17 protein-coding genes are annotated in these 17,373 nt (G+C 33.3%); 6 read left to right on the top strand and 11 right to left on the bottom strand.

The genetic code is table 11. The features are described from left to right. Window positions 1-177: 177 nt before the first annotated feature. On the bottom strand, window positions 178-999 hold the full coding sequence (locus tag ACFFLS_RS20970; protein ID WP_379687186.1) for a RemA C-terminal-like gliding motility protein: 822 nt from the start codon (window positions 997-999) through the stop codon (window positions 178-180). 913 nt (window positions 1,000-1,912) lie between these two features. On the opposite strand from ACFFLS_RS20970, the gene ACFFLS_RS20975 reads away from it, so the two are divergent. Further along, entirely contained in the window at window positions 1,913-2,293 is a 381-nt protein-coding gene (locus ACFFLS_RS20975; protein ID WP_379687187.1) for a response regulator, read from the top strand. Window positions 2,294-2,492: 199 nt separating this feature from the next. Here the strand turns inward: ACFFLS_RS20975 and ACFFLS_RS20980 are convergent, their stop codons facing one another. The 5 genes from ACFFLS_RS20980 to ACFFLS_RS21000 all read right to left on the bottom strand — a co-directional run bounded on the left by ACFFLS_RS20980 (window position 2,493) and on the right by ACFFLS_RS21000 (window position 7,551). After that, window positions 2,493-2,705 carry a DUF3781 domain-containing protein gene (locus ACFFLS_RS20980; protein WP_379687696.1) on the bottom strand — a complete coding sequence of 71 codons (213 nt, stop codon included), beginning with the start codon at window positions 2,703-2,705 and terminating at the stop codon, window positions 2,493-2,495. A gap of 119 nt (window positions 2,706-2,824) precedes the next feature. Next, window positions 2,825-3,544 (bottom strand): LytR/AlgR family response regulator transcription factor, encoded by a 720-nt coding sequence (locus tag ACFFLS_RS20985; protein WP_379687189.1) that lies wholly within the window; start codon window positions 3,542-3,544, stop codon window positions 2,825-2,827. Between the two features lie 69 nt (window positions 3,545-3,613). Next, complete coding sequence (locus ACFFLS_RS20990; RefSeq protein WP_379687190.1) at window positions 3,614-4,075, bottom strand: GNAT family N-acetyltransferase; 462 nt, start codon at window positions 4,073-4,075, stop codon at window positions 3,614-3,616. Window positions 4,076-4,083: 8 nt separating this feature from the next. Continuing rightward, on the bottom strand, window positions 4,084-5,112 hold the full coding sequence (locus tag ACFFLS_RS20995; protein ID WP_379687191.1) for a sensor histidine kinase: 1,029 nt from the start codon (window positions 5,110-5,112) through the stop codon (window positions 4,084-4,086). Window positions 5,113-5,130: 18 nt separating this feature from the next. Then, a complete protein-coding gene (locus ACFFLS_RS21000; protein ID WP_379687193.1) occupies window positions 5,131-7,551 on the bottom strand; it encodes a TonB-dependent receptor in 2,421 nt (806 codons plus the stop codon). Window positions 7,552-7,836: 285 nt separating this feature from the next. Here ACFFLS_RS21000 and ACFFLS_RS21005 point away from each other — a divergent pair, with 285 nt between their 5' ends. Continuing rightward, window positions 7,837-8,736 (top strand): oxidoreductase, encoded by a 900-nt coding sequence (locus ACFFLS_RS21005; RefSeq protein ID WP_379687194.1) that lies wholly within the window; start codon window positions 7,837-7,839, stop codon window positions 8,734-8,736. Between the two features lie 12 nt (window positions 8,737-8,748). Here the strand turns inward: ACFFLS_RS21005 and ACFFLS_RS21010 are convergent, their stop codons facing one another. Beyond that, window positions 8,749-9,105, bottom strand: coding sequence for a winged helix-turn-helix transcriptional regulator (locus tag ACFFLS_RS21010; protein WP_379687195.1), 357 nt, complete (start codon window positions 9,103-9,105; stop codon window positions 8,749-8,751). A gap of 138 nt (window positions 9,106-9,243) precedes the next feature. On the opposite strand from ACFFLS_RS21010, the gene ACFFLS_RS21015 reads away from it, so the two are divergent. Beyond that, window positions 9,244-9,987, top strand: a complete 744-nt coding sequence (locus ACFFLS_RS21015; protein ID WP_379687196.1) for an NADPH-dependent F420 reductase — start codon at window positions 9,244-9,246, stop codon at window positions 9,985-9,987. An 83-nt stretch (window positions 9,988-10,070) separates the two neighbouring features. Here ACFFLS_RS21015 and ACFFLS_RS21020 read toward each other — a convergent pair whose 3' ends face one another. Together ACFFLS_RS21020 and ACFFLS_RS21025 are read right to left on the bottom strand one after the other, a co-directional pair. Further along, complete coding sequence (locus ACFFLS_RS21020; RefSeq protein WP_379687197.1) at window positions 10,071-10,787, bottom strand: dioxygenase family protein; 717 nt, start codon at window positions 10,785-10,787, stop codon at window positions 10,071-10,073. Between the two features lie 112 nt (window positions 10,788-10,899). Continuing rightward, the gene (locus ACFFLS_RS21025) at window positions 10,900-11,481 is read right to left on the bottom strand and encodes a Crp/Fnr family transcriptional regulator (RefSeq protein WP_379687198.1); all 582 of its coding nucleotides are present in this window, start codon (window positions 11,479-11,481) and stop codon (window positions 10,900-10,902) included. 185 nt (window positions 11,482-11,666) lie between these two features. Here ACFFLS_RS21025 and ACFFLS_RS21030 point away from each other — a divergent pair, with 185 nt between their 5' ends. Next, window positions 11,667-12,374: an alpha/beta fold hydrolase gene (locus ACFFLS_RS21030; protein ID WP_379687199.1), complete on the top strand. Its 708-nt coding sequence runs from the start codon at window positions 11,667-11,669 to the stop codon at window positions 12,372-12,374. On the opposite strand, the gene ACFFLS_RS21035 is transcribed toward ACFFLS_RS21030, so the two are convergent. Next, entirely contained in the window at window positions 12,369-12,971 is a 603-nt protein-coding gene (locus tag ACFFLS_RS21035) for a Crp/Fnr family transcriptional regulator (protein ID WP_379687200.1), read from the bottom strand. The genes ACFFLS_RS21030 and ACFFLS_RS21035 overlap by 6 nt on opposite strands. Window positions 12,972-13,085: 114 nt before the next feature. Between ACFFLS_RS21035 and ACFFLS_RS21040 the strand changes: the two genes are divergently transcribed. Then, entirely contained in the window at window positions 13,086-13,418 is a 333-nt protein-coding gene (locus ACFFLS_RS21040) for a winged helix-turn-helix transcriptional regulator (RefSeq protein ID WP_379687201.1), read from the top strand. Between the two features lie 501 nt (window positions 13,419-13,919). Then, entirely contained in the window at window positions 13,920-16,076 is a 2,157-nt protein-coding gene (locus ACFFLS_RS21045) for an eCIS core domain-containing protein (RefSeq protein WP_379687202.1), read from the top strand. 461 nt (window positions 16,077-16,537) lie between these two features. On the opposite strand, the gene ACFFLS_RS21050 is transcribed toward ACFFLS_RS21045, so the two are convergent. Continuing rightward, window positions 16,538-17,356: a bestrophin-like domain gene (locus ACFFLS_RS21050; protein ID WP_379687203.1), complete on the bottom strand. Its 819-nt coding sequence runs from the start codon at window positions 17,354-17,356 to the stop codon at window positions 16,538-16,540. Window positions 17,357-17,373: the final 17 nt, after the last annotated feature.

A 17,373-nucleotide genomic window follows, 5' to 3' on the forward strand; every position in this document is an offset into this window, starting at 1 on the left:
TCAAAATGATTAGATATTGGTCAAGAAACTGCAAAACAGCACCTTAAAGTCGACAAACAATCAATATCCATGTCAAATATAATTAAAGTTAATAGTTATTAAACAGATATGATAAAACCGTAAAAGCGACAGAATTTTAAAAAAACTGCCGCTAGAAAATATGATTATGATGTAAAATTAAAATATTATTTTTTTTGATGCCTTCCTCCCGTCTTCAAAAAATATTCTGATTAATAATACTTGACTGCCGGATTGGATGTCATCTATCTCTAAATCAAATGTTTTTATCTCCGAAATATTGTAAATAAGCCTACCTGCTGCATCATAAATTGAAACTTGCTCCACAGCGTTACCATAAGATTTTAATGTGATAACTTTATTCTTTGAAACAACTACTAGATTTTCAGGATTATTATCAAATTGAGCGTTTTCTAAATTTACCTGTGCAGCATAGCGAATTACAAAACGATCTAAGAAAGCTCCTTTTTCTGTTGAAAATGTATAATTACTTTCTTTCAAATTATGCATAATACCAGTCTTTTTATCCTCTAGATAAATGTCCAAATCAGCTAAATCACCATCTGCGTGATCAATCGAAATACTTAAATCTCCGACAATTTCAGACCTGTAGCCAAGAGGAACTGTATCGCTAAGAAGAAATGGCAAGCCACGTCCTTGAATCACCAGTTTCTTTCCTTCGTTAATGCTGTAAAAATCAGCATATTTATTTGCATCCATAGTAACAGCATCATAATTATGATCATAACCATTAGTTGCTCCTCGCATATAGCCAATTAAAAGCTGCTTAAAAAGCCCCTGATTGTTAGTCAGATTAAGCCATACTCGGTGTCTTTCAGCTACCGGAATACAATTACAATGAGATATAGGATAATTATTGTTTTGAAATACAGGCTTGCCAAAAACAGGATAAGCATTTAGAGAGCATGATAACACAAAAGAAATTAAAAGAATAAAATTTGATGAGTATTTTTTTTTCATATCGTATAATTAAATAAGTACTAGTGGGTAAATAAATTTGATGTTTTTTACTCTAAAATAATCTTAATCGATTGATTACATTTTCGCTGAAATTAGGAGAGTAAATTATACTTTGATAAAAAAACAGGAGGTGAATTTGAATTTATAGTCATAAAAAAAGATATTTGATTTATAGGATTTTTTAACCGCCATTAAAGAAAATTGATAATTATACACTAAAAATTTATTTATATTTAGATCTTCAAAACTCAGAAAGTCCCACTCGCCAAGGGAGGGCAAATGATAAAAACATGCTTTCACAGAGACCAAGACGGCATCAGTAAGTTATCTATAGTTTCAATCACTGGCATGTAAGCCAGTAATTGAATTCCTATATATCTATTAAGACAGTTAGTTTTTTATTATACTAACGACTTTTAGATTATTGATATTGATTCTTCAACCTCAAGAAGGATTAAATAAAAAGAATCATAGACTTCCCCCAAAAAGCCTATCAACATCTTAAATAGAAGTGTTTTTATAACGATTGCAAATTTGATTGATTTAACTGTATCATTCCAAGATTACATAGGAGTAAAATATTCTTAAAAGTTATAATATCTAACTTCAAAGCCCTTTTTCTACCTTGCAATCGAAAACTGTTGCATTTTTCTCAAATTTTAAGAAGCTCTTTATTTTTAACTAAAAAATAAATTATCACTTTCTTCAAAAAAAAAGGATAATCAATGCGATTATTAGCCCTATACCAAACAATTCATCTAGAATAATTTCATAACCAAATAAAAACGGTTATGGTCACGTTGGCCAGATATAATGTAGAGAGTTCGATTTTCTAATGTGGGAATTATGTATTTTTTTTCTGAAATTAAATAAATCAAGCCTGTTGCCTGTCTTTTAAATTCGCTTTTATTTTATGAGATATAAAAATATTTTACTGGTTGATCATACAGATGATTCGAAGTTATTGATGACGGCTATAAAGGCTGTAGATGAAAAAATTAATAGCACAATTGAAAATAATGCTCTGCAAGTGCTTAGAAAATTGAATGAAACAAATAATTTTCCAGACTTGATTTTTATTGATTACCATATGCCTTATATTGAAGGAAGCGAATTTCTAGAACTGCTCCGAAGTATTAAAGGATTGAAGAAAATTCCAATTGTTTTTTATTCCGCACATTCTTTTGAAGCTGTTAAAAACGCGGTAAAAAAACACAAAGAGGTTTGGTGTATAAACAAACAAAATAATTTAAGTATGATTACAAAATCTCTAAAAGAAATTATTAACTGCTGATCTAAGTTTGCAATAAGCTGGACTTGATGCCTTTTATATCGCAAAAAAACGGAGAATTTTCAACCAATTTGCCATTTCAAATTTTATGGAAGAATCGTGGTGCATTACATTTTGCAGAAAGACATTATTATTGTTTTAACTGAGGCAAAAAAAATGGTTTAATCCTAATCGCAACTGGAACTAATTATACTTGAACTAACTACTTTCTCTCTTTTATTTTATTCAGTTTGTCTGCTGTAATTATTCTGTACGTAAATGAATTTATGGTCAGTCTTGTATTTCTTTCATAGTTACTAATATAAAAATTCTTTCCAGTCTTTTCAAATGCAGTAAAGTCTGTTTCTGATATAATATTCAAAATCAATTCTTCAATCTCGCTATTTAAAAGTTGTAGATTCAGTTTTTTATTTATTCTTCCTTATACAAGATCTGTATAACACAGTTTTTTTAGAATTTCTTTCTTACAATTAACCATTATTTTCTTTTGTTACTCTATTTTTTAATCTTTGATTTATTATTCCTAAATAACAGCTATCTATCTTCTTTGTTTCTCGAAACAAAATTTTTAGAAATATACTTATTGTAGATTTCGTCTTTCAAATTTCTGGATATCGGTATTTTGTGATTCCCAATTTCAAGAATATTACCTTCAATTGCCTGAATCTGTTCAGTATTAACAATAAAAGAACGATGAGTTTGAAAAAACGTTTCAGACGGAAGATTGTCTGAAATTGTTTTTAGGGTACAGTAAACCACTTCTTTTGAAACTGCTGTATGAACCACGACATAATTTTCCATACTTTCAATAAAAAGAATGTCTTTCAACATCATTTTTTTTGTTTTCTTTTCAACCTTTACAAAGATGTGATCTACATATACATTCTTAAGTTCTTTTTCGTGCTGATTGTACACTTTATTAACCGATTTTAGAAAACGTTCATAAGAAACAGGTTTCAATAGATAATCAAAAACATTCATTTCATATCCTTTTAGAGCGTACTGCTCATAAGCTGAAACTATAATGATTTTAGGAAGATTTACTGCAGACGAAAGAAACTCCATACCAGTAAGCCCAGGCATTTCAACATCAAGAAATATAACATCCACAGATTCTTTTTTCAAAAAACTATTAAGTTCAATTGCTGTTTCACATTCTCCCGCCAGTGAAAGAAAATCTGTTTTTTCAATATAACCTCTAATTCCCTTACGGGCCATGGGTTCATCATCTGTTATAATACACTTTAACTTCATACTTCTTTCTATCTTTTTACAAATCAATCAATTGGATTTCTGCTTACTATTTCAGTCAAAAAAATATACTTATTTGTGTTCGTTATCATAAATCATATCGTACAAATCAAAATCTTTTGCCCAATAATCTTTGCGAACTTCTTTTAATACAAATCCATTTTTCTCATAAAATTTATAAGTGTGTTGAGATGTTCCTAAAGCAATTTTTTCTACTGTTATGATTGACTTTAAATAATCTATTCGATGCTTTACCAATTTACTACCAAACCCACATCCATGGAATTTTGGTTTGATAAATCCCCAAGACATTTGTCCAATCGTTTTATTATCTGCAAAATTCACTCCTCCTGCCCCTACAATTTCTCCTTCAATTTCTGCTACAAAGTATTTTTCAATATCGGATTCCAAATAATCTTCAAATTCTTTGATCTCGCTTACTGCAAAATATCTTGGAACATTTTGCTTAAAAATTTCCATGACTTCGTCTTTATCTTGATAATCGAATTCTCTTATTTGTATTTTATGTGACATAATCTTTATTATTTAAATGATAAAATGAGCGTTACTTGAAAAGAGTCTTTGTAATTACAGATTTCTAACTGATGTTTTCCTGGATAAAGTAATTCCAATCTTCTCTTCAAATTGTTAAGTCCAATACCGCTGTCTTTTACTGCTGAAGCAACCAATGCATCTGAAACCGAATTTCTTAACTCAAAATACAGCTGGTCTTCTTTAAGCTTCAGTTTAAAATCTATCTGATACAATCCTCCAACATACTTAAATGCATTTTCTAAAAGAGGCTGAAATAATAACGGATGTATACGTTGTTCCTTCAAAGCATCGTCTATATCAATATTTACTTTTAATTTATCGGTTGTTCTAAGCTGCTGAAAAGCAATATAAGAACGTAAATAATTTATTTCCTGATGAAACATCACTTCCTGATTGACATCATAAAGCTGGTATCGAAGTAATTCTGATAAATATTCAATACTTTTCTTCGCTTCGGCATTATTATCCTCTACCTGAAAATAAATAGTATTTAAGGCATTAAAAAGAAAATGTGGATGATACTGAGATTTTAGAAACTCAAGCTCCGCTTCATTTTTTTCTACTTTTAATTTTTCGAGTATGAGATTTTTTTTATTTGCATTTTTCTCCGTAATAGTATTGCGAATCAGTGTGTAAAAAATAAGCAGCAAGGGCAGATAGATTACATTAATCAGCATATAATCTATCCAGCCGGAGCCCATAAATAAAACCCCTATCGCCTGCCCGATTATTAATAAAAGGTTAAGCCAAAATAGCAATTCTGCAAGAATAAAAAGGTAATCTCTTCCCATTCTGTTAACTTCATCTGTTTTGTAAAGTCTTCTCCTCCATACAAAATTGCATAAATAGCAGGTAAAAATAGAAAGCAATAATGCTGTTAAGTGAAGTTTCATTTCGCCTTCCCAGAAAATACCGTGATGCGTGAGATCGGTAACTGCTCTGAGTACATTATACATCAGCGTTCCCCAAACGGCGGGATAAATCCAATCAATTACTATTTTTTTATTTTCACTCATTTTGATGGTTCTAATTTACTAATTGATACGTTTACTTTCTTCCATATTATCAATTTTTCGTATTGATTTTGACGAACTACCAGAATCAAATCGCCACGAAAGAGTAATTCCTATCATACGAGTATCTCTCCTTTCTCTATAATCTCCAGAAATAACGCTGTTAAATAGACTGATATTCTGGCGATTTGTTAAAAATACATCATTGAAATACGCATATAAACTCAACTTGTTTTCAAAGAAACTCTTTCGTGCACCTAATGACACAGAACCTATGGAACCAATTTTAGCCTGTCCCTCTGCCATTGTTCCATAATAATATCCTGTTGCTTCAACAGCCCACTCCTTTGGCAAAGCAAATTGATTGTTAAATTGAAATGTTGGTGTCCAGAGATTATTATTATAGATAAACTCCATTTCCTGCCAATGGAATTCCTTATAAGTCAATGATCCATTTAAATGCAGAATCCACCAATCAATTGGTTTGATATTATTAAGACTCGCTCTTACTCCTAACGAATAACTTTGCTTTAGATTGAGAGGCATTACAATTGTCACATCACTTTCTGGTTCCGTAAGATAACTTTTGGTAATCGGATTTTTACGTGTGGTATAAAAAAAGCTAAATACATATTGCTTTTTTATAAGCCATGAAACTTCTAGATTATTTACCCGCTCAGGTCGTAACGCTGTATTTCCTCTTTCCTGTAAATATCGATCATTTACTTCTGTGAAAGGATTAAGATCTCTATAATTTGGACGGACAATACGTCTTCCGTACTGAAATGCCAGTGTGTTATTTTCCGTAACGATATAATTTGCTGAGAAAGTCGGAAAAAGCCCTCCATAATTCCGAACAAGTGTCGAGTCCATTATCCCAGTCTTGTATCGTGCTTCGGTATCTGTTAATTCTACGCGAAGTCCAGCTTCAGTAGAAAAACGTTTTGACCATTTCTGTCCTGACTGCAAATAGCCTGCGAGTATATTTTCTTTATACAAAAAACTACTGCTTAGTTTTTCATCTTCTATCCATTCCCCAGACTCAAAAGAATTATACAGCGCCCTATTATCAATAGTAATCGATGAATATTTAAGGCCTGAATGAAAGGTATATTTATCAGACATCTTCCAGTTAAAGTCAGATTGCAGATTCGAGATTTGTATTTTTCCTCCCATTTTTCCCTGAAGTCCATTTTCAGAATTACCTTCTGAAGCAGTATTCATTGTACTATTCTGATTTAGCTTTTCTTTTTGTTCGAAAACAAGAAAATTAAAAACATTTTCCCATTTTACTTTTTGACTAATTTTATACAAAACACTCATTCCACTACCTAAATTGCTATGATTTGAATATTGTTCATTTTGGGTATAAAGCGAAAAATCTTTCAAGCCAGAGCTTTGAAAAAATTCAGATAAAGCCGTTTCATTCTTATTTTTATCAAACCAATTTCCATAAACATCTGAGCTTAGCGATAGTTTTTCTGAAAATTGGTAGTCAATTCCAGATTTAAAATAATGCGAATGTGATTTAAATTTTCTGTCCGCATCCATACCTAGAATTGCTGCATCTGTATGGGCCGTTTTGGTTTTTAGATATTCTCGTGAAGAATTGATTAAGATAAAATCTTGCCCGTTATTAAATGCATAATTAGTATAAAAAGTATATTTTTTTCTATGAAGCTGCAGAGAAAGATTTTGATTCTGTCTCAGATATTTTCCCGTTTCAATGTTTGATGAGACATTAAGATTTAATCCATTGTCTGTTTTTTGTTTGCTTTTAATGTTTATAAATCCGCTAGTTCCTCCAGCATCGTATTGAGCAGAAGGATGCGATACCATTTCTATCTTATCGACAGCACTGCTGGGCATAGCGCGAAGTAAATTCAACAGATTTTCTCCTGTGAGATAAGTCAGTTTGCCATCAATCATTACGTTGGCACCTGCTTTTCCGTTAAGAAGAACTGTTCCATCATTCAAAATCAATATTCCCGGAATTTTTTCGAGTGCATTCAAAAGAGACCCGTTAGACCCCAATGACGCCTCAGAAAGGTTAACTGTCGTTTTTCCTGGTTCAACTTTAAACGCCAATCGTTTTGCTTTTACGGTAACTTCATTCATCACAAAAGTTTCCATTTCCAAATCAACTTCAGACATCTGTACGTCTTTTGAAACTACTTTTATGTCGATTGTTTTCTTATTATAACCAATCAATGAAAACAACAATTTATAGCCGCCTTCTTTTATGTTTTCGATTGTATAACTTCCGGTTGAATCTGTTTCAACATCTTTTAAATAACTGGAATCTTCTTTAAGAAGAATAACACTTACACCCGAAAGTGGCTTTTGATTATAGGTCGTTTTTCCTGAAATGTTTTTCTGAGCCTGCAATCCTAACGACAACATACATAACGAGGCGTATGCAATGATTTTTTTTATCTTCATTTTAATTTTTATTACATTAATGAAGACAAAACTATCAGCATGTTGCTCGCTGAATAAACTTTCTTGACGAATGGATAAAATTGCTTGATGAATTGTTAAATGAACTCATTTAATCATTTTTTTACTAGAAAGATTAGAAACTTAATCTTGGAATCAACCATATTGACCTACGTATCGAAATACTTCTTCATCAGAACTCGAAAAGAAGGGAAAGCCTGCCCCCGTTACGTTTTCTACTATAAGATTTATTTAATAACTTTAACTCCATATTAAAATATTAATGTTATGTGGACAAAAGAAAACATCCCTGATCAGACAGGAAAAACAGTTATAATCACTGGGGCTAATGTAGGAATAGGATATGAAACTGCACTTGCTCTTTATGAAAAAGGAGCAAATGTTATATTGGCTTGCCGTGATGAGAAAAAAGGCGAAAGCGCGGCAAAAGAAATATCAAAAACTAATCATAAAGGCAGTATAGAGGTGCTTAAATTAGATTTATCAGACCTCAATTCAGTGAAAGAAGCTGCTGAAATTTTTAAGAGCAAATATCAGAAATTAGATATCCTAATCAACAATGCAGGAGTTATGGCACCTCCAGCATCTTTTACTGCGCAGGGATTTGAACTTCAATTTGGAACCAATGTAATTGGACATTATGCTTTTACAGGCCATTTATTTAATACTTTAAAGGCAACTCCGCAATCAAGAATAATAACGGTTAGCAGCTTAGTATATACCCTTGGTAAAATTGATTACTCCAACTTGAAAATCGAAAAAAAATATGATCCCAATCGAGAATATGCGCAAAGTAAATTAGGCAATCTATTGTTTACTCTTGAGTTGCAACGCAGAATCGAAAAAGCCGGCGAAGACATTTTATCTGTTGCTTCACATCCTGGTGGTACCCAGACAAATCTTTCCCGTTTTATTACACAACAAGAATATAATCACATGATTGAAGTTTATGGAGAGCTTATGCCTACTTGGAAAGGTGCACTACCATCTCTATTTGCTGCAGCAAGTCCTGAGATAAATGGCGGTGATCTAGTAGGTCCAGATCAAGACGGAGGAATTCGGGGCTATCCCGAAAAAGCTGCCATAGAACCTTTTGCGCTTGACTTAATCGAAGCACAAAAACTATGGAAATATGCAGAAGAGGTTACCGGAATTATCTATCCTTGATTTTTAGCTTCATCAACCTTCAATAATATGACGACGATGACTCATTCCCCATTCTGTTAGATTCTCGATAATAATCTGTAAAGATCTGCCATGCTCAGTCAGTTCATACTCGACGGTACCTGGACGGGTTTCCAGAACTATTTTTTTAACCAATTTATTAATTTCTAAATCTTTAAGTTCTTTGCTAAGCATTTTATTAGATATTCCTGTTATATCATTTAGAATATCCGAAAATCTTCTTTTTCTGTAATAACACAAAGAAGTTATAATGGTTATTTTCCATTTGCCATTTAAAACATCCATGGAATCCTGAACCGCCATCATTTCTTTTTTATAATCCTTTCTAAAACCACTTTCAATACAACCCATTTTTTTTGTTACCTTGAGGTTACTGTTACTTTTTGAAACTAGGTGATAAAAGTAAACAAAAAGCCTCTACTTTTGTTTGACATTCGAATGGAATCGAAAGATTAAAATGCATAACGCAACAATTTAAATAATTTTAAAATGAAAATAGGGATTATAGGAGCTGGCGCAATTGGCTCTGTTTTATCAAAAAAACTAAGTGCAAATGGGCATCAAGTAACAATTGCAAATTCTAAAGGACCAGAAACGGTTTCAGGAGAAGCCTTGGCGTTTGGAGCAACGGCAGGAATAACTAAAGAGGCAATAATTGATAAAGATGTTTTAATTATATCGATTCCCTTCAGCCAGATCAACAATATTGCTAAAACAATAAAGGAAAATATTGACGAAAGAACCATCATTATTGACACAGGTAATTACTACCCTGTTCGTGATGGTAGTATTGATGAAATTCTAGAAGGTAAACCAGAAAGTATTTGGGTTTCGGAAAAACTTGGATTACCAGTCGCTAAGGCGTGGAATTCTGTTGGCGCAGCTGTTCTAAAAAACAATGGTTATCCTTCGGGAATGCAAGAACGCTTGGCTGTTCCTTTTGCAGCAGCAGATGAAAATAGTTCAAAAGTTGTAAAACAGCTGATTGAAGAGACTGGGTTTGACCCATATTATGTAGGAAATCTGCAAGAATCCTATCGATTTCAGCCAGGACAGCCCTCTTATTCTACTTCATTAAATTTAGCAGAAATTAAGAAAGCTATAGAACAAGCTCACAGTTCTTTGAATGCTGCTTTACGCAGAGAAGAATTTATTGTAACAATGATGAAACTGGGTTGGCCAGATGACGCTAAAACTATGGTTGAAATCTCACGATTTCTAAATAATAAATAGTAAATACGAATTGAGATTATATTTGTTGAGCAAAGACAAAAAGCATTTTTATCTTTGCTCAATTTATAATATAAGTGTGCTATTTAAGAAACCGTTATTACTTTTGATAACGTATAACCATCACTGATATTTCCTGTTACGCTATCTGCCATATTTCGGCTTAAACTATCAGAAAACAGAGAATCTTGAGTATTGGATCTGTCCGGCGCGCCATTATATCCATTTGAAGCATATACTGTTGAATATGCGGTAACAGGAAAAGCAATTTGTGTAACCAGAAGCGAAGCTCCTCCAGCAGTTAAGACTTCAACATGTATGTGTGGCGCCCTGCCTGGATACCAACCTGGAAAAACACTAATAAAAGATACTTCTCCCTTGCTGTCGGTAGTTTGTCTCCCGCGAAGAAAATTTTGACTGTTATAATTGGTCGCCTGCAATTGATTTCCTCCATATTGCGAATAATTTCCGTCTTTATCGCATTGCCAAACGTCTACCAAAACACCTGCAAGAGGCAAACATCCATTACTTTGGTCCTGAATGGTAATCTTCATTAATAAAGGCACTCCTGTTCTATCTCCTATTATATTTGACTGTGCCAATTGTGCAGGAGTTTTAATGGGAAAAGGTCCAACCATTTCAACAGGCGAAACCTGACAGCTTTGTCCATTAACGGGAGGTGCTATTACCTCTGCTTCTCCCTCTTCATTTTCGTCCCTTGAGCACGAAGAAATAACTGATGGAATCACTGCAATGGCACCTAAACCTAAGAATCCGTTTTTTAAGAATTTTCTTTTGTCCATGATTTTTCTATTTATATAAATGGCAAGTCTTAAAAACTTAAAATCGCCATTATGCAAATATGCATCCTGTTTTACTTTAAAAACATTGAACAAGTTCAATAAATACAGCGACCTATTTATTTATGAATAGTTTTTTTCTGATTTTACTCAAAAATTCATGACTTATTCCCAAATAAGCCGCAATTTGCAGATTGGTTAGACGTTGAGAAAGTTGCGGATATTTTTCGATAAAATCCAGATAAAGCTGATCTGCAGTTTTACTGAGATTATTCATCATACGATGCTGTAGGGCAATGTGCGTTTTTTGGGTCATAATCCTGAATAACTTTTCAATCTGCGGAATATTATCGTAAGCATATTCTTTATCATTCTTTGAAATGAGTAAAACTTCGCTATCTTCTAATGCCTGAATATGCAATTTGGAAAAGCTCCCATTTGTAAAACTATCCAAATCGGTTAGCCACCAATTTTCAATGGCAAAATACAGAATCTGCTCCACACCATTTGGATGGGTTCGATATATTCTAAAAAGTCCTTTTGTCACAAATCCTTCAAAATCACATACATCACCTTCTTTTAATAAGAAACTTTTTTTTCCGACCGATTTACTTTGAAACAAGTCGCAAAAATGGGTCATTTCAGATTCTGAAAGTGAAATGTATTTCGAGATATATTCCTTTAGATTATCTTTCATGATATGAAAAAGTGGTATTTTAAGTGGCCAGCCAAATTAGAATTAAAAATTAGAACTACCATTTGTTTCTTATTAGAAAAACATTAAAACTGCCGAGATTCAAAATTTATTGTTCTGTACTCATTTTGTGATTGTAATCACTTAAATAGATTTTGGCTTGAAATAGCTTTGTCAAAAATATAAAAATGAAACAAAGCATTATTTTACTTCACGGGCTCTTTGGAGAGTTAAGCAATTGGAAAACGGTGACAGATTACTTTAAATCTTCGTATAATATTTTTGCACCAAATCTTCCTTTATTTGACGATCATAAAGAAGACGAGCTCGAATATCTTGTTCAGTGGCTGGAAAATTATATCAAACAATTAAACCTAAAAAATGTAATATTGGTTGGCAACTCTTTAGGAGGCCATGTTGCTATTATCTATACGTATCGCAATCTTGCCAATGTTCAAGCTCTGATTTTGACAGGAAGTTCCGGATTATATGAAAACAATAATTTAGGAAGTTTTCCAAGACGACACAGTTATTCTTATATTCAAAAACATGCTGCCAATACATTTTATAATCCAGCTGTTGCAACCAAAGAACTTGTTGATGACGTATTTGAAATTGTCAAGGACAATATCAAGTGTTTTAAGATTATCAAAACAGCTAAAAAAGCGCAACACAATCAGGTCAATGAACTTCTGCCTCAAATAAAAATTCCAGTTCTACTTATTTGGGGAAAAGAAGATACGATTACGCCTTTTGATGTCGCAAAAGATTTTCAAAGTATGCTTCCAGATGCAGAATTAATTCCGATTTCAAATTGTGGCCACGCTCCAATGATGGAACATCCTGAAAAATTTAATGGCATTCTAGACGACTTTTTGACCAATAGATTTTTATAAAAGCCCTTCATTGTTCTTAAGCGAAAGCCTAGCTCTGCTAATAGCTTCTCGACTCACATATAAATATTTAGCGATATTTTTGATTGATATTTTTCTGATGATTTCTGGTCTTTTCTCCATCAAAAATTTATATCGTTTTAATGGACTTTTAAAAGAAAGCATATATTGATGTTCGAAAGTCTGCTGTGCTGCTTCCTGATAAATTGCCAGATTGACATCTGCTATACACATATGAATATTGTATAATGGCTGCATCTGTTTGATATTGATTCTACAAATAATAGAATCTTCTAAGGCGATTATACTCATCACAGAGGGCGTTTTATTGTAAAAACTTTGGCAGTTCGCTAAAAAATCATTTGCTAACCCAAATTTTATAATTTTCTCATTTCCTTCATCATCAATGATTGTATAGGCAAAATGACCTGAAATTACAAATGCAGAATAGCGAGCGATTTCTCCCGAAGACAAAAAATTATGTCCTTTTTTAATAGTTTTGAACTTTCCAAATTTATTAAGCAAAAGCCATTCTTCATCTGAAACCAGCGGATATTTACTTTTTAATGGCAGATACCAATCTGCAGCAGCATTTTTCATAATCATTACATTAGAAACATTAAATTTGATCAAATATATAAAGACGCCTACCACTATACAAGTACATACATTTTGGTAAGATACTTACTAAAAAGTAAAATTTATTGATTATCAATGAAAAACAAAGAAATAAATTTTGATTCGTCAGACGAGAAATGTCCCGTTAAAGCCTCATTGGCATTACTGGGTGGAAAATGGTCATTAATAATATTGTATCAGATTAATAACAAGATTATTAGATATGGTGAATTAAAAAGATCTATTCCGGGAATTTCTGAAAAAATGCTTATTCAGGAATTAAATCATTTGGTGAAGAATGATTTAGTGAACAAGAAAGCCTATGCCGAAATTCCTCCAAAGGTCGAATACACGTTAACACAAAAGGGATTAAAAACACTTCCAATTGTTCAAAAATTAGCAGAATTTGGAAGAGAAAATTTAATTTAACTTCAACAGTATTTAGCTAAAACAAAAAAAATATTTTATTTCTGGAATGAAAAATAGAAAACGCAACACAGGCAAGAACATTTAAATTCCTATTATAAAATACTAAGTTTCATTCGTTGGATGAAATAGAATAAAATAGCTTCAATCAAAATTAAAATCTAATTTGATCTGCAAAAGTATTAATTTTTCGCGCAGATTTAGACAGATTTATATCTAAGCTGATATGATAGAATTGAAAAAAAAAGTTTACCCAACGAGTTCAATTTCGTAAAAATATATTCTTCAAATCGATAAACACGCAATCAATTTCTTCCTGCCTGAATTCGATATAAAGCAAGTAGTGAGTGTTAACTCTATAATAAAAAGAAAAAACTTCGTAGCATATAATTTGTTTATAATTTCTTATTAAAATAAACTATAAAGTACTATATTTGAAACAGTTAACATCAATAAGTATTGATTATTAAATAGAAAGAATCTTAAAAGTTAAAAAAGCTGGCTATGAATTTTTACAACGACAAAACACCGCAAAGCAAAAAGCAAACGTCACAGTATACTGTTCAGAAAAAAAATAAAACTAAAGCTCCCTTTTCTTCTTCAGCAACTGCAGTTCAAATGCAATTACAAGAAATGGCAAGCAATAGTTTACAGGTAAAACAAGCCATGCAATTACAAACTATAGCAAATGCTAATTTTTCCCTTCCAATTCAAAAACAAGACGTTGAAGAGGAAGAACTTCAGATGAAAGCTATTCCAGTTCAAAAACAAGGCATTGAAGAGGAAGAACTGCAAATGAAAGCTATTCCAATACAAAAACAAGGCATTGAAGAGGAAGAACTTCAGATGAAAGCTATTCCAATACAAAAACAAGGCATTGAAGAGGAAGAACTTCAGATGAAAGCTATTACAGTACAAAAACAAGACATTGAAGAAGAAGAGCTTCAGATGAAAGCTATTCCAATACAAAAACAAAGTATCGAAGAAGAACATTTACAAGGCAGATTTGATTTACCCCTACAGAAAAAAGAAAATAACACCGGCTTACCTGATAATTTGAAATCCGGAATTGAAAACCTTTCGGGGTACAGCATGGATGATGTAAAAGTGCATTACAACTCTGACAAGCCTGCCCAATTACAAGCACATGCTTATGCGCAGGGAACAGATATTCATATTGCATCCGGACAGGAAAAACATTTACCTCATGAAGCCTGGCATGTCGTTCAGCAAAAACAAGGACGTGTACAACCTACTTTGCAGATGAAAGGCAATGTAAATGTTAATGATGATGCAGGTTTGGAGAATGAGGCCGATGTAATGGGTGCAAAAGCTTTGCAGGCCAGCGCTTTTCAAACACCCTTGCAAGCCAAAGCAAAAATCAGCGGACCAGTGGCGCAGTTGGTGTTGGAAAAGAGCAAAAGACCTGCGCATGATCAACGCATGAATGACTTGAAGGAAGAGGCTGTCGCGATTTTGAATAATATGAGGGAATTGGGGGTAGATTGGGAAACCAAGTATGGCCAAAAGGGTAAAGAGAAAGGCTCGACCATTTTCTCGGGCGAAAAAACTGATTATAAAGCCGAAATTCGTCGCGCTGCTTTAAAAAAATACTGGGAGAGCCTTACCCAAAAAGAAAAATCCGAAATGATTGGCTATGGTGCAAAGCTCGGATTAAAGGGCTTGGGCCTGGCGGGCAAAGGTGGAAAGAAATTGGCAGGCTTGGCATTGGAGGGCAGTGGCAAAAAGGAAAAAGAAAAACCGATTGAAGAAGAGAAACCGGATGAAACATCGTCGTCCAACTGGCTAAGCGAGCTCACCTCTGACGATGTGCAAAATATATACGAAGTTTATTCCAAAATTGGCGAGCTACAAGAAAAATACGAAGAAGCTAAAGAGATGATTCAAAAAAAAATGGGAAAGCTTGGAGAATCTGTCGGCTCTGTCGTAGGCGACTTGCGTAATGAGGCTAGTTTTAATAAACGTATGAAAGCTCTGAGACAGGGTTTTATGATTGCCCGTACAAAGTATGAGTTACTCGATAAGGCGATTAAGGACAACGACGATCACTCACGATTTAAAGATGAACTTGAAGCCTTATACAGGGGAATAATGTATACTCCAAAAGGACCCGCCATGGTGTACAACGGCGGAGAATTAAATAAAGAAGGTCGAAAATTGCACCCGGAGCTATGCCTGCAATCCATTATCGAGATTCAGGTCGCTAGCCGTAATATCGATATTGATGAGTATCCTGGTCATATTGCTAAGAAGGCTATGAACTTCATTAGTCCCGTTTTAGATTTCATCCCCTGGAAAAGTGGTAAAGAAGCATCCGAAGAATTAATAGACGCCAAGAAATTGCTCACAGTTGAGCTTAACGGTGTGTTGAATAAATCTTGGAGTGCGCACACGCGTTGGGTTAGTACACCTAGTGGCGTTAAAGCTATCAAAACTGCCATACTTGACGAAAACACAGACGACGATAAACTTAAAAAGGCGAAAGCTTTGGCCAAAGTTGCCTACTCAACAAAAAGCAGTAATCGTTCGCTGGAAACACAGATTTTTTACGATGCACTTGCTAAACTTAATGAGGATGATTTGAGCAGCCTAAAACTAACCCAATCCATCATTGCAAGTGTAGGGACACGACTTGATTAAACCATAATGAGGCTTTGAATCGGAGGAAGCTTAAAGTGAAATTAAATTTTAAAGAAAACAATTAAAACCGATTAAAAATAAATATCAGAATTTTTAATTTTCTTTAATCTACTTAAATACCAGAATTAAAGTGGTCAGAGTTATTTTTTAGTTTTAAAGTTGCAACAAAAGCTCGCTTCATGTAACCTTTTACAAGTCAAAAGCTTAAGACTTTAATAAAACTCAACAGTCATCTGCAATGTAATTAAAAGTAAAAAGGATTTTAAAATGCCAAGAAAAACGAGGATGTATTGTATTCTGGACACATTGTTATACAATTATCTAGTGATACAAATGTCTATTTCTATACTCCGGAACAAATGAATCATTACGATCTGACGATGAAATAAAAAAAATGAGAACTGCAAAGTTTTACATAAATACATAATTTTACCATATATTCTACAGAATTCGAATCAAAATCATTCCATCATCCCTATTCGCTCCCATTCAATAATCTGTTCTAAATTCTTACCAATATCAATGCGCATTCTGCCATTAAAAGGATGGTCTGAGAGTACGATGATGTAAAAAACCAGTGCGATAAAGGCGCCTATTAATCCATTTATGATAATGTGCAGTGTTTTGTTTTCGATATTCATTAAGTAAGCAAACAACATGATGATAATGCCACCAAGCCAAAGCGGTACCCAAATATAAAAATCAATTTCGGAGTCGACTGCTAGGCTTCTTAAATTTCTGTAGGTCCCTAAGTCATTAAGCTGTTTGAACATTGCTTCTATTCTTTCATTTCTATAACTTACGGTGTCGCGCATCTGCTCCAACGTTTTATAAAAAGTATTAAATGATTTTACCGTTTTTGTATATCGGTAATCTATGTATTCTGGAGATTCTTTTCCTTTGTTATTCAGCAATGAATCTTCTCTAATGACATTTTTTAAATAAAACATATAAGAATCCGTCAGTTCTTTCTTTTGTAAAAGTGCATCGTGATTGTTATCTGCGGGATAAAATTTAATATCTCTGTAAAGTCCTTTACACAAGCTTGCTTCCATATCAGCGTTTTGTTGTGCCTCGTCGTACTGGTCCCAAACCAGAAAAACAACAAATGCCAGTAATAACCCGTACAATCCACCTGTCATAGCAAAACCATTTGCGATGCCTTCGTTATGCGATTGGCCAATTCCCAGTTTGCTGTATTTCCGTACCAGATAAGTCCCTATTATTCCTGCTCCAGAAAATAGCAGCATAAATAGTACCAGCATTAGTAATGGATCCATTTTAAGCAATATGTTTA

The organism is Flavobacterium procerum (genome assembly GCF_042431625.1).
GTDB lineage: Bacteria > Bacteroidota > Bacteroidia > Flavobacteriales > Flavobacteriaceae > Flavobacterium > Flavobacterium procerum.